This window comes from Thalassotalea castellviae (assembly GCF_031846185.1).
Taxonomy (GTDB): Bacteria; Pseudomonadota; Gammaproteobacteria; order Enterobacterales; family Alteromonadaceae; genus Thalassotalea_H; species Thalassotalea_H castellviae.
In genome coordinates this window covers 142,823-157,057 of the sequence record NZ_JAVRIF010000003.1, presented here as the reverse complement: position 1 = coordinate 157,057, position 14,235 = coordinate 142,823, and the positions used below count along the sequence as shown (strand labels likewise).

The 14,235-nt window shown below is 38.3% G+C and carries 7 protein-coding genes; 6 read left to right on the top strand and 1 reads right to left on the bottom strand.

Annotation, left to right across the window (positions count from 1 at the left end):
- The first annotated feature begins 135 nt into the window (after window positions 1–135).
- Window positions 136–591, top strand: coding sequence for a MarR family winged helix-turn-helix transcriptional regulator (locus tag RM573_RS07010; protein WP_311579337.1), 456 nt, complete (start codon window positions 136–138; stop codon window positions 589–591).
- 123 nt (window positions 592–714) lie between these two features.
- Here RM573_RS07010 and RM573_RS07005 read toward each other — a convergent pair whose 3' ends face one another.
- A complete protein-coding gene (locus RM573_RS07005) occupies window positions 715–4,032 on the bottom strand; it encodes an ATP-binding protein (protein ID WP_311579335.1) in 3,318 nt (1,105 codons plus the stop codon).
- 222 nt (window positions 4,033–4,254) lie between these two features.
- On the opposite strand from RM573_RS07005, the gene RM573_RS07000 reads away from it, so the two are divergent.
- From RM573_RS07000 to RM573_RS06980, 5 genes are all read left to right on the top strand, one after another.
- Entirely contained in the window at window positions 4,255–5,586 is a 1,332-nt protein-coding gene (locus RM573_RS07000; protein ID WP_311579332.1) for a GH1 family beta-glucosidase, read from the top strand.
- A 42-nt stretch (window positions 5,587–5,628) separates the two neighbouring features.
- Window positions 5,629–6,957 carry a glycoside-pentoside-hexuronide (GPH):cation symporter gene (locus RM573_RS06995; protein WP_311579329.1) on the top strand — a complete coding sequence of 443 codons (1,329 nt, stop codon included), beginning with the start codon at window positions 5,629–5,631 and terminating at the stop codon, window positions 6,955–6,957.
- Between the two features lie 353 nt (window positions 6,958–7,310).
- Window positions 7,311–10,475, top strand: a complete 3,165-nt coding sequence (locus tag RM573_RS06990) for a family 16 glycosylhydrolase (RefSeq protein WP_432280223.1) — start codon at window positions 7,311–7,313, stop codon at window positions 10,473–10,475.
- A gap of 74 nt (window positions 10,476–10,549) precedes the next feature.
- Window positions 10,550–13,528 carry a TonB-dependent receptor gene (locus RM573_RS06985; protein ID WP_311579327.1) on the top strand — a complete coding sequence of 993 codons (2,979 nt, stop codon included), beginning with the start codon at window positions 10,550–10,552 and terminating at the stop codon, window positions 13,526–13,528.
- Window positions 13,529–13,755: 227 nt separating this feature from the next.
- Entirely contained in the window at window positions 13,756–14,211 is a 456-nt protein-coding gene (locus tag RM573_RS06980) for a YybH family protein (protein ID WP_311579325.1), read from the top strand.
- Window positions 14,212–14,235 lie beyond the last annotated feature (24 nt).

Here is a 14,235-nt window from a genome sequence, read left to right as displayed (position 1 = left end):
TTTTTTTGCCTTTTTTTAGCCTAGACAGCCAAAGTGCCAATAACTATTTATCCATACAAGTTGCTTGCCCAATCACAACCGATATAATCATAACCATTATCAAAATCGATTCACGCCTATAACTGATGTTCAGCTATGAATAACCTACTTAATTTGACGCAATTTTTTCCTTATCAATTAGCAAAATTACAAGCGATGATCAGTGATTCAATTGCTGAAATATACCTAGGAGAATTTAATTTATCGAAACAAGAGTGGCGTGTCTTAGCTATTCTAGCGAATGAAAGTTCACTCAATGCAAAAGAAATAGGAAATAAAACCAATCTTGAAAAAATGCCAACCAGTCGAGCAATTAAAAAATTAGTCCAGAGCAAACTCTTAGAAAAAGTGAGTAATACTAAAGATAAACGTTCAACTTTATTGACACTCACCGAAAAAGGTCAAACACTCTTTAATCAACTGGCCCCTCTGGTAAAAGCACGAGAGCAAGAGATACTGTCAGTATTAAACTCTCAAGAACGTGCAACATTAAACGAGACTTTTAGGAAACTTGAAAAAATTACCGAGCAAATTTCAACACAACCCAAATAATCATGGTAATAGGTCACTCACCCTAGCTTATTAGCCTGTCTTCGATACAACCAATCAATTGTGGGCTGGCACTATGTTCCCGATAGTTTAATGAGCATAAACGTTAAGAGAAAGAGTAAGTCATTAGGCTTTCTTTAACACTTTTAATATACTACTTAACAGTAATTCAGCGTTCACAGGTTTGGCAATATGTAAGTTCATGCCTGCGGCTAAACTATTTTCGATATCTTCTTGGCGCGCATGTGCCGTCATTGCAATAATGGGTAAGTCTTTAAATTTTTCGTTTTTACGCACGATTTTAGTTGCCGTTAAACCATCCATTACCGGCATTTGTATATCCATTAGCACAACATCAAAGGATGATTTTTCAAGGCTTTCTATCGCCAATTGACCGTTTTCAACCACAGTGATTTCAGCTTGCATGCTCTTTAATAATTCTTTAGCAACCAACTGATTTACTAAGTTATCTTCTACTAATAAAATACTTACATTCGCTAAATTTTGCGGCGCTACCTCAGTGATGATTTCTGAGGAGCTGCCATGTTGAATAGGCTCAACTTTTTGCCGATTGGCGCCTGAGCTCGAATCAATAACATTAAATAAATCATTACGTGATAGCGGCGCTTCACAAACTATATAAGGTAATTGGTATTTATCTAAGTATTCAAACGAAACACTGTAATCTTGGCTCTGATCGGGTAGACAAACTGCCAACATGCATTGTTTTTCTTTGTCTTGATCTTGTGTCTTTTTTTCCTGTGAGTTAAGTGTTTCAGCATGACAAAGCTGCTCAACAAGTACATTACATAAGTGTTCATCTACTTCATTCGCATCAATAAACAATATATTCAGTTTTAATGCTGAGTAATGATTAATATCATCAGGGGATGATAATAGATGATATTGAAATTCATAATCTTCAATAAGCGCATTAAACGATGCCGGCAATTGATAATCTAAACAAAATATTTGTACATTTTTATTATATTTCGCATAAGGGTTATCATTATTAATTTTCAGGGGTAAGACAAAGTTAAATTCAGTTCCTACGCCTTCTTCACTAATAATCTTAATTTCTCCGCCTAGCAAATTAATAATACGCTGACAAATGGATAAACCAAGTCCTGAGCCACCATATTCGCGTGTCATCGATTCATCTGCCTGCATAAATGCTTCAAATAAATGACTTTGTTTTTCTTTAGCTATTCCTATGCCCGTATCGATTATGCGAAACCTCACTAAAGTATCAATATCACTAATAGCGATCACGGCTAAGTGAATTGTAACGCTTCCCTCATGAGTGAATTTTATTGCGTTATTCAATAAGTTACTAAGTACTTGTACTAAACGCATTTCATCGGTGATGGCTATCACAGGTACATTTGACTCAATTGTAACGATAAGCTCGATGCCTTTATTATTCGCATTGCCAATATTTAAGTTAATCGCTTGACTAACAATGCGGTCTAAGCGGCATTCTGCTTTCATAATCGACATATTGCCCGATTCAATCTTAGCTAAATCGAGTAACTCATCAATTAAATGCAATAATGCTCCGGAAGCATTTTGAGCACTAGCTAAGTGTTTGCGTTGTTGATTAGAAATAGGCGTTTTTTCTAGTAACGAATGCATGCCTTGAATCGCATTGATCGGAGTTCTAATTTCATGACTCATATTCGCCAAAAACTGACTCTTCGTTTGGTTAGCTAATTCTGCTTGTTCTTTAGCCGCCGCTAACGCAGCATTAATAGCATATTGTTCCGTTACGTCTCGAATAATAATGATGGTGCCAAGCACTTGTTGTTCTTGATCAAAAAACTCAGAAGTAAATAATTCATACGTATTATCAACCGTTTCAATTACCTGAAAAATACCTTGAGCATGCTTAGTCTGCGTTTTGCTTTTATTTGCGGCTTCTAATAAGGCAGTACCTAGCTCATTAGGAATTAATCCCCCTGCTTGACGACCTAAAATAGCGTGTTCTTTTTTTCCTATAAAAGTTTCAAACGCTAAATTACAACCAATTAATAATCCATGGGGATCATTGAAAATTAAATAATCTGGGATCGCATCCATCACCGAATGCAAAATGGCATAATCATGCTGATGTTGTTTACTTTTTTCTAGCAGCGCTTGTGTCTTATCATTGACTTTACTGTCTAAAATATTATTTTGCTCTTTGAGCTGCTGCATTAAGCTTCTGTTTTGACTGAAAATATCTCCTACTAAATTAAACCAATGTAGCCAACCACTAGGTGGTTTAATTTTGCCATGATCACCTTTTGCACTATAAGCAATATGACTAATAAATTGCTGAGTAGGTTTAATAAAGGTTTTACTCGTCACGGTATAGACCACAGCTAACAACACTATTTGGCCAAAAAACAATAAGAAAAACAAACCCATAAATCTTTCAAAGATTGGATTAGTAAACGCTTGAAAAGGTTTATATTTTAATAATAACCAACCATCAATCGCTAACTCGGCTTTTTGAACAAGTAAAGCGTTAAACTGAGAAGATGCAGGTAAGTTGTGAATATTTTCAAGCGTCAAATTAGCTAATGACTCAGGTAGGGTATTTTTCCAAGAAACTTGCTTTTTAAGCGGCTCTCCATGTTTCGAGCGATTCAATAAAACTTGTCCTTTATTATTAATAAGAACATAGGTTTCATTTTCTTTAATGTCTAACAGGACTTTTTGATGAAGTCTTGATAAATCGATATTGATAATCACTGCACCGATATATTTATCCTGAAAAAATACCGGCCCCCCTACCGCGGTATATAAACTTTTGCTTGAGGTACCAATGTAAGGTGCTGACCAAAGCAATCCGTCAAAATTGCTAGTGGTGTTTCTTAATCTTTGTACATGCTCATTTTCAATCAAGTTATTAGAATATTGCCAATTATTTCTATTTACCCAAGGGTAAATGCTGACAAATTGGTTCTCAGAAACATAATAAAACCAATTAGCTGTTTCGATCGCATTTTGCGCCGCCATAAACGCAGGAGTTAAAGAATGAGCCATCGCTAATTCATTCTCAAACGTGTCTTTTATCTCACTGATATCGCCAATTCCCGTTATATTTACACTCAGTTCTTGTCGATATTTAAGAATATCGTGACGAGATTTTTGTAAATAAAATCGCTCATTTTCTTGCACAAACAAAGGCAATTTCAACGGCACTTCTTCGGGAAAGTTAATAGTATGATTGGCATAATCTTGGATCGCCTGCACTGAACTTGCTGCCTGATTAAATTGACGATTTATATCATTGGTTTGACTAATTAAGTCAGTTAGCTCATTTTGCTCCATAGAGCGTAATTCACCATAATATCGAAAACTTGCCAATATTAATGCTACGAGCATTATTGCGATAAACACGCCTATTATTGAAAGCTTATAACGTGTAACTACTTGATTTTTGCCCGCTAATGCCATGGAAAGAGTATCTTTAGCTGTTAATGATCAGTACATATTCATTTGATGATATAACGAAAAAATTAAAAAATCATGCATTGTCCCATTAAGAAACGTTCTTATTCTTTTGAAAGGTGTTGACCTTTTAACTTAACCAAGCTAAATTGAAAGCGCTTCCAGAAAGCAAGTGCGTTATTTTGGAAGCGCTACCAACAATCGATTATATTAATAATAAAGCCTACTATGAAAATTACTCTACCTAAAAATTCGCGTTTACTGTCGAAACAATTCACGTTAGGCGTTGCCACTGCTTCTTTCCAAATAGAAGGCGGTGCTGATCACCGTTTACCTTGTATCTGGGATACTTTTTGTCGCACGGAAAATGCTATTGCAGATAAATCGCATGGTGAAGTTGCTTGTGATCATTACCATCTTTGGCAACAAGATATTGAGATGATAAGTGCTTTAGGCGTTGATGCTTATCGTTTATCTGTTTCTTGGGGCAGAGTGATGAATCAAGATGGTAGCCCAAATCAAGACGGCCTCAACTTCTATATAAAATTGCTTGATGCGTTACAAACGAAAAATATCAAAGCATTTGTAACGCTTTACCATTGGGACTTACCTCAGTATTTAGAAGACGAAGGCGGCTGGCTCAACAGAGCAACCGCTTATAAATTCAAAAAATACGCCGAACTGGTTATTAAAGCTTTTGGTGATCGTGTTTATTCTTACGCAACGTTAAACGAACCCTTTTGTAGCGCTTATCTAGGTTACGAAATTGGTATTCATGCACCAGGGATTAAAGGCAAAGAATACGGGAAAAAAGCGGCACATCACCTATTACTTGCTCATGGCTTAGCCATGCAATCATTAACCAAACTTAGTCCAAACACACAAAATGGTATTGTGTTAAATTTCACGCCTTGTTACCCCAATACTAACCATACCGATGATATTGCAGCTGCAAAGTACGCCGATGATTACTTTAATCAATGGTATATAAAGCCGATTATTGACGCTCAATATCCCGATATTCTGGCAAGTTTACCTGCAATTGCACAACCAGAAATTCAAGCAGGTGATCTGCAGATAATCGCTCATCCCATTGACTTTTTAGGGGTAAATTATTATACCAGAGCAGTATACCAAGCTGATAATCAAGAAATATTTTCGCAAATCAATTTAGATGATGTACCTTTAACTGATATGGGATGGGAAGTTTATCCGCAAGGCTTTACCGATTTATTAGTCGATCTTAATAACCGATATGACTTACCAGAGATATATATCACCGAAAATGGTGCAGCAATGCCTGATGAATTGATTGATAACGAAGTAAACGATCAGACTAGAATTAGCTATTATCACAGTCATTTAAATGCAGTCCATCAAGCAATCGAGCAAGGCGTTGATATAAAAGGGTATTTTGCTTGGAGTTTGATGGATAATTTTGAATGGGCTGAAGGTTACTTAAAACGATTTGGGATTGTCTATGTGGATTATCACAGTCAAAAAAGAACCATAAAAGCCAGTGGCTATGCGTATCGAGATTTTATTCAACAACGCCAATAATACCATTATCACTTTAAAAGCATCAAAATAAGAGAAAGTAACATGCTTAGAATGAAAGAAAAAATAGCGTACGGCTTAGGTGATACCGCTAGTAATATCATTTTTCAAACTGTGATGATGTTTTTACTGATTTACTATACAGATGTGGTTGGTCTTTCGCCGGCATTAGTCGGAACGCTTTTTTTAATTGTTCGAATATTTGATGCGATAACTGACCCTTTAATGGGGGCAATGGCTGATAGGACAAAAACCAAGTGGGGACAATTTAGGCCTTACCTGCTCTGGTTAGCCTTGCCTTTCGGATTGATCAGCATATTAGCTTTTACCATTTTTGATCTTTCAGATAATGGTAAAATCATCTACGCGTTTGCAACTTACTCTTTACTAATGATTGTTTATACCGCTATAAACATCCCCTATTCTGCGCTTGGAGGCGTATTAACGGCGGATCCGAAAGAACGAGTTTCAGTTCAATCTTATCGTTTTGTTTTTGGCATGCTTGGCGGCTTAATAGTGGCAGCTGGTACCATGCCGTTAGTTGAATATTTTGGTGAAGGCGATAAAGCGTTAGGTTATCAATATACTATGATAGCGATGAGTGCTTTAGGGGTCGTTTTATTTTTACTGTGTTTTGCAGGAACCAAAGAACGCATTAGCCCTCCGCCGCAACAAAACTCAACCTTTAAGCAGGATTTGATCTGCTTGTGGCAAAATGATCAATGGCGCATTCTGTGTTTAGCCGGACTCCTACTACTTAGTGGTCAAGTACTTCGAGGTACTTTAGCTGTCTATTACGTAAAATACTATTTAGTTCGAGTTGATTTAATCACCCCATTTATGACGTTAGGCATGATCGGCAGTATTTTAGGTTGTGCATTATCACAAATGGTCGCAAAGAAATTTTGTAAAATTAAAGCCTATATCGCTTTACAATCCATTGCAGCTTTCATATGTGTGATCAGTTATTTTGTAAGTTCCCATCAAATCACCCTCGCATTAAGCCTATTTTTTCTGTGGAGTTTCTTTTTGCAAATGGCAACACCACTACTTTGGGCTAAAATGGCAGATACCATTGATTATGGCCATTGGAAAACCGGAGTACGAATAACCGGAATGGTATATTCTGCGGTTGTGTTCTTTATCAAACTTGGCGTAGCTATAGGAGGGGCATTAGCAGGCTGGTTATTAGCCTTTTATGGCTATCAAGCGGACATGGAACAAAGTGAGACGACAAAGCATGGCATCTTAATCTCATTCACTTTATTCGCCGCTTTAGGCTCTGTATTAGTTGCGTTTGTAATGCGCTGGTATACGCTCGACAATGATAAAGTTGACAAGATCCATCATGCGCTACAGCAAAGCACATCATAGCAGTATTTTCTTGAGTATTAACCTCATAAAGTAGCTAAAATTAGCGACTTTGTGATCCTAAAAATTACCAGAGTCATTGCTTTTCTTTTCGCTTTTGATTTGCTCTATTCGAAGAGGAGTAAAAACAGACAAGTAAAGCAATAATAATTAAGTAGATTCTAAAATTTTACACGTTCAATTAAGAGTATAAGCTCTAATATAATTGCGGTTTTTGGCAGTTTATACTTGACCTAAATATAAAACTAACATAATTTACGAAAGCGCTTCCAGAAAATAGCGACTATTTTTTTAGGTAAAACTGGAAGCGCTTCCAAAAATAACAAAAAGTGCTTAGATTAACTGGGGGAGACATAATGATAAAAATTTCAAAAAGTTTTACACCATTGTTTATCTTAGTATCGACAATGTCGTTACTAGGATGTGGTGGTGCTCAAACTGAAACTGATTCAAGTAAAATAGATCCACAACAACCTGTCAGTGATTGGCAAATGGTTTGGAGTGACGAATTTGATGGTGAAGCCATAGATACTCAAAACTGGACCCATGAAGTCAATTGTTGGGGTGGCGGTAATAATGAAAAACAATGTTATACCGAAAACGCTGAAAATTCTTATGTTAGTGATGGTACGCTGAAATTAGTTGCGTTACCTGCGGCAGAAGGTGCTGAATTACCTTATACCTCGGCTCGAATGATCAGCAAAAATAAAGCAGATTTTAAATATGGTCGTTTTGAAATAAAAGCGAAAATGCCTTATGGCCAAGGAAGTTTTCCTGCGTTTTGGATGATGCCAACAGATGAAGTTTATGGCGGCTGGCCAAAGTCAGGCGAAATTGACATCCTCGAAACAGTGAACTTAAAAACAGTGAACGACGAAGGCGTTGAAGAAAATAACGTTCACGGTACGTTACATTACGGTAAAGAATGGCCAAATAATTCTCACTCAGGTAAATCTTATAGTTTACCTGATGGCATTAACCCTGCTGACGATTTCCATGTTTATGCCATTGAATGGCAAGAAGGTGAAATTCGTTGGTATGTAGATGATTATTTATATGCAACACAACGTAAATCTGAAGTTCGTTACAACAGTAAAGATGAAGCTGTTGGTTTAGCGCACAAAGGTTGGTTTGCAGAATACTTTGATCAAACAACCGGTGAGTTAACGACTCATTGGGATAATGCACCATACGATCAACAATATTATATGATTTTAAACAACGCTGTTGGCGGTGATTGGGCTGAAAATACCAATAACCTAGGGATTGATGCAAGTGCATTTGCTGATGGACAAACTTTTGAAATTGATTATATCCGTGTTTATCAATGTCAACAAAACCCAGATACAGGCAAAGGTTGTGAAACAGTTAGAGCTGGTTACGATGATCTAGAAGATGCCCTAGTTGAAGGTAAAGCACCTGTCCCTACTCCACCTTCAACTGGTGAAGCAAAAAACCTAACTATTTTTTCAGGGGCTTTAAACCCTAACTGGCCAGCATGGGATTGTTGTGGAGGTTCAACGCCAAGCATGATTACTGACGCTGAAAAAGGAGAGGTCGTTGAATTTGTCATTAGCGCAACTCCAACAGTAGTCGGTTTTATTTCAAGAAAAGAATTTATCACTGATGCTAATGGTCAAGGAACACCTTTTGACGCTTCACCACTAGTAGATTTAAATGGTGTTATTACTTTTGACATGAAATTAATTACCGCACCGGCAGCAAATGCACAGTGGAATATTAAGGTAGAAAGTAATGAAGCAAGCACCGCAGCTGATTTTAAATTAAATGAAAGCCTTGAAGGTGTTAACCCTGTTGTTGGTCAATGGCAAACTTATACCTTTCCATTATCAGCGTTCGCAGACAAAGGATTAGATTTAAGTGCTATTGATGTAGTAATGGTATTCCCTGATTGGGGCGCCGGTGAAGGAGCCGTCTTCCAAATTAGTAATTTATCGATTGAAGGTGATGTGGGTGCCGCTCCTGAACTAACTATCTTTAGTGATAATGAAAACACAAGTTGGCCTATGTGGGATTGTTGTGGCGGCTCTACACCAACGGTAGAAATGGATGATGATGAGCACGGCAACGTCGCAGAATTTTCAATTGGTGCAAATCCAACGGTAATGGGCTTTATTTCACGTGAAGAGAATACCAGCACGCCTGCCCCTTTTGATGCGACTAGCATTCTAGCAAATGGCGTTGTGCAATTTGAAATGAAAGTCACCGCTATGCCAACTGACGCAAGTGCAGCTTGGATATTCAAAATAGAAGCAGATAATGCTGCATCGGCAGTAGAATTACCCTTATCGGATAGTGTTGAAGGGGTAAGCCCAGTAGCCGACCAATGGCAAACTTATACTTTTAATTTAGCAGACTTAGCAAATGCAGGGCTTGATGTTAGTGCCTTAGATGTCTTGATGATTTTTCCAGCATGGGGCGCAGGTGATGGCGCTGTTTATCGTGTTGATAATGTAAAAATCTATGATCCAAATGCTTCAAGTGGTTTCCAAGGATTTGTATTATTTGATGACCAAGCAAAAGAGCAATGGAGCATTTGGGATTGTTGTGGTGGCAGTACTCCAACAGTTGAAAACGATGATACAGAACATGGCTTAACTGCAGAATTTGTTATTGGTGCATCACCAACGGTAATGGGATTATTAGCAGACGATGATGTTTATATTGATGCTTCAGCATTATTAGCCAACGGTGTTGTGCAATTTGAAATGAAAGTTGTTAACGCACCATTTGATGCAAGCGCAGCTTGGTTATTTAAAATTGAATCAGGTGATGCCTCATCAGCCGTTGAACTAGCACTATCGGCAAGTCAAGAAGGCGCAGATCCGGTTGTTGGTCAGTGGCAAACTTATACTTATTCATTACAGTCACTCTTTGATGCTGGTTTAGATATTAGTCAAATAGATGTGCTGATGGTATTCCCTGCTTGGGGAGCCGGCGATGGCGCAACCTACCGTCTTGATAATGTCATGATTTATGATCCAACAAGTGTTCCAGCTCCAAAAGGATTAACAATTTACGATAATGCCCAACATGAACAATGGCCTATTTGGGACTGTTGTGGTGGCTCTACGCCAACCGAAGAAGAAGACGATGCAAGCCATGGCATGGTGGCCGAATTTGTCATTGGCTCAGCGCCAACCGTTATGGGTTTCTTAGCGAATGACGACGTTTATTATGACGCTAGTTCATTGTTACAAAATGGCACCGTAACCTTTGATATGAAAGTCGTTACAGCTCCGCTCGACTCAAGTTCAACCTGGTTATTTAAAATTGAAGCCGGAGATGCCTCATCAGCTGTTGAATTAGCATTATCTGCCAGTCAAGAAGGTCAAACGCCTGTGGTTGGTGAATGGCAAACTTATACCTTTTCTTTACAAGCACTGTTTGACGCCGGCTTAGATATTAGCGCGATAGATGTATTGATGGTTTTCCCTGCTTGGGGAACGGGTGATGGCGCTGTCTATCGTATAGATAATGTTTCGATAACAGCTCCGTAAACACGTAATTAAAAATAACTGTTCGGCGAGTATAGCCGACGTTAATTAAACTAATTTTAAGAAAGTAGGTTAAAATGAAACATTCAAAATACTCTAAAAAGCGTTTAGCTACTTGCATATCAGCCATTTTAGCAACGGGATTAACCCACCAGTTATCTGCGGCAGAAGCTGAACAATTAACCAATAAAGAAACAAACTCAGAAATAGAAATTATTGAAGTTACCGGCATCATGAGCAGTTTAACGCGCTCGATGGCATTAAAAAGAAGTGCTTCTGGCGTCATGGATGTGATTTCAGCTGAAGATATGGGTAAGTTTCCTGACACTAACCTTGCTGAATCATTACAGCGTATTACGGGCGTGTCGGTTAGTCGTTCTAACGGTGAAGGTAGTCAAATTACGGTTCGTGGTTTTGGCCCTGACTTTAACTTAATTACCTTAAATGGCCGTCAAATGCCAGGTACGGGTAATTCGCGGTCATACAGTTTAGAGAACTTATCTTCAGATGGTGTCAGCTCACTTGAAGTACATAAAACAGCGCGAGCTGAAAATCCCAGTGGCGGCTTAGGCGCAACGGTCAATATTGTCACCATGAAACCTTTTCAAAGTCCGGGTGAGAAATTTGTACTTTCAGGTAAAGGCATTTACGACTCATCAAATGTTGAAGGCGATGATTTAACACCAGAATTTTCAGGTATGTATAGCAATACCTATGCTGATGATACATTAGGTTTTTCCATCGCCTTTTCTCATCAAGAACGAGACTTTCAACAACAATGGGCGGGCATACAAGGCTGGCAATATCAGTCAAACGCGCAGTTACCTACGTTAGATGCTGACAAAGTGATTGATAATCGTGATGCCAATGCTGCCGCAGGTGCTTTCTTTCCAAGAGATATGGGCTATGGCATAACGGATGTTGAACGAGAAAGAACCAATGCCAATGTCACGTTTCAGTACGCGCCAATAGACAGTGTTATTTTAACTTTTGATTACACTATGGGCCAATCAATCACGGGAAATAACGGAATTAGTTGGGGACAATGGCACGATTACGGTGGCAATATTAAAGCATATGAGCTAGACGAAAATGGTACCGTTCTCTTCGCTGATCTAGCCGGTAATGATGGTTCATACACAGCTAATCGCGACACAACAGAAACAAATGAAGAATCCATTGGTTTTAATATTGAGTGGGCTGCAACTGACGATATATCGGTATCACTTGATTATCACAATTCAGAAAACAAAGCAGATAACGGCAAAGATTCTGGCATGGATGGCACAGGCTCGTTAGTGTTTGGCTCAGATCAATTAGTCAGTAAACATTATGATTTTAGAACCGGAGATATTCCACAAGGGACAATTTTTTGGAAAAATGGCACCACAACTTTATCGCCAGGTGAAATGGATTCTCATTTTAGTCAATTTATTCATAGCCCAGGCAAGTCTGAAATAGAGCAATTACAACTAGACGGCACTTGGGAAAACCCAAATGACTCATCATTAATTTCGGTTAAAGTTGGCCTTGCTCGTACCGAGCAATCTATTGGCGGCTCTAGCGCCTGGAGTGGTTTAATTGGTGGTTTCTTATTTAACCCGAATTATTCTGCGGCTTTCCCTGACGGTATGTTTGAATACAACACGACCGAGGACTTTTTGGATCAATTTTCCAATGGTGATAATTCAATAGGTGCGGGTTATTACTATAGTTTTGACTTTGATGAAGCCGTTGCCCGTTCAGAAGCTTTTTTAAATAGTGACTTACTGGGGGATGATTATTTTAGTACTGACCCTTATCGAGATGGCAGTGTACTCTCTCAAGGCTCAGTTGATGAAGACACCACCAGTATTTATGCTTCGTCATTCTGGGAATTTGAAGTTGCTGATTTTCCCGTACAAGTCAATATTGGGTTTAGATATGAAGAAACTGATGTCACGAGTAATGTATTACAACCTATTCCTACAGAAGTGTGGTGGAAAGGGGGAAGTGAATGGCATACTCAATATCAGTCAGGTGACAACACCATTTTATCTCTCGAAGGTAAGCATGATGTCTTTCTACCTATGCTCGATGCTAAAGTCGATATTACCGAGGACATTGTAGCCCGTGTTTCTTGGGGGAAAACAATCACTCGTGCGCCTTTAGGTGCTTTAGCCGGTGGCAGATCTTTAGGGGCAAGTACTCGACCTAATTCTCGTATTGGTGGTGAAGGTAATACAAACTTATTGCCATATGAAGCAACCAACTTCGATCTTTCATTAGAATATTACTACGCAGAAGGTAGTTATGCTGCTGTTGGATATTTTAGAAAAGATGTAGAGAATTTTATCAGTAGCCAAACTGTCACTACTTCAATTGAAGATATGCGTGAAATTTATCAAGGGGCTCGATGGAATCAAGCTGTTGCTGATTTAGGCGGTAACCCAACCAACGATGAAATATTTGCTCAAATGCAGCTTAATGGCGCGACATTAAATGAGCAAGGTTATTTAACACCAGCAAGTGATGATCCATTAATGCAATGGGATATTACTCGTCCATTCAATACCCCAGATAACAAAGTTGTCGATGGTTTTGAATTGGCAATACAACACTTTTTTGGTGATACCGGCTTTGGTTTTGGCGCCAATGCTACTTTTGTTGATGGTGATGTCGAATTTGATGTGGATGATATAACGAAAGTTGATTCAGTGTCTGAATTAGAACCACAAACGCCATTAACGGGCTTAAGTGATTCCGCTAACTTCCAATTGTTTTATGAAAAAGAAGCATTGTCGGTCAAGGTGACATACGCATGGCGTGATGAATACTTAATAGGTGTTGGACAAGCGCAAGGGTCGTCTGACAACCCTCCTCAGTTTGCTAAAGAGTTTGGTCAAGTCGATATGAGTATCAATTATGATATCGATGAAAACTTCACGGTATTTTTTGAAGGGTTAAACCTTAATAACGAAACAGAACAAGGTTATGGTCGTTATGAAGAGCAGTTCTTGTTTGCTCGCCAATATGGCTCTCGATATACCTTAGGCATGCGTTATAGCTTTAAATAGCGCAATGTAAGCACAACATTTATCGCAAGATAAACTGAATATTAAAAAGCCACTAAGCAATTAGTGGCTTTTTTGTTGTTAAGCGTGTTTTACCTTATTACATAGTCGGTTGTCTGTAATAAACTCAATCGTTCCGTTGGAAGATTGCTTGAACGTGAATAATTACATTGCATAACTTGTAAGCTTGCAATAATGTTTGCAATACATTAACAATATAAAGTTTTATTATGAAAAAGTTTTCTTATTACAGTCTGGTTGCACTAATGAGTATGTCATCATTTGCTTGGGCCGATGATTTAAGTGCAACAATCGAAGCAAATAATAATAAATACATAGCGTTGTTCAATGAAGGTAAGGCTGAGCAGTTATCCCAAATGTTTACAGAAGATGCATTATATCTAAATGATGGTTTTGCATTAATTCAGGGCCGTAAAGACATAGCCAAACAACTCAAACTTGAAATGTCAGCAGGTCCAGCAACAATAACTTTAAAAACTGTTGAACTAAAGCGTGACAATAGAACGGCAACAGAGGTCGGTGTTTGGGAAGTCACCATAAAAGGTGAAAAATCTAATGAAAAAATATTAGGTAATTACTTAGTCGTTTGGCAAATGCAACCTGATGGGCAATGGTTGATTTATCGTGATGTGATTAACTATTCAGAAAATCATCAAACACTATAAAGCAAAGTAGTGATATAAACCGAA

Bases quoted from the DNA above. Each gene is read 5' to 3' on its own strand.
- RM573_RS07010 (WP_311579337.1), top strand. From the start codon at position 136: ATGAATAACCTACTTAATTTGACGCAATTTTTTCCTTATCAATTAGCA.
- RM573_RS07005 (WP_311579335.1), bottom strand. From the start codon at position 4,032: ATGGCATTAGCGGGCAAAAATCAAGTAGTTACACGTTATAAGCTTTCA.
- RM573_RS07000 (WP_311579332.1), top strand. From the start codon at position 4,255: ATGAAAATTACTCTACCTAAAAATTCGCGTTTACTGTCGAAACAATTC.
- RM573_RS06995 (WP_311579329.1), top strand. From the start codon at position 5,629: ATGCTTAGAATGAAAGAAAAAATAGCGTACGGCTTAGGTGATACCGCT.
- RM573_RS06990 (WP_432280223.1), top strand. From the start codon at position 7,311: ATGATAAAAATTTCAAAAAGTTTTACACCATTGTTTATCTTAGTATCG.
- RM573_RS06985 (WP_311579327.1), top strand. From the start codon at position 10,550: ATGAAACATTCAAAATACTCTAAAAAGCGTTTAGCTACTTGCATATCA.
- RM573_RS06980 (WP_311579325.1), top strand. From the start codon at position 13,756: ATGAAAAAGTTTTCTTATTACAGTCTGGTTGCACTAATGAGTATGTCA.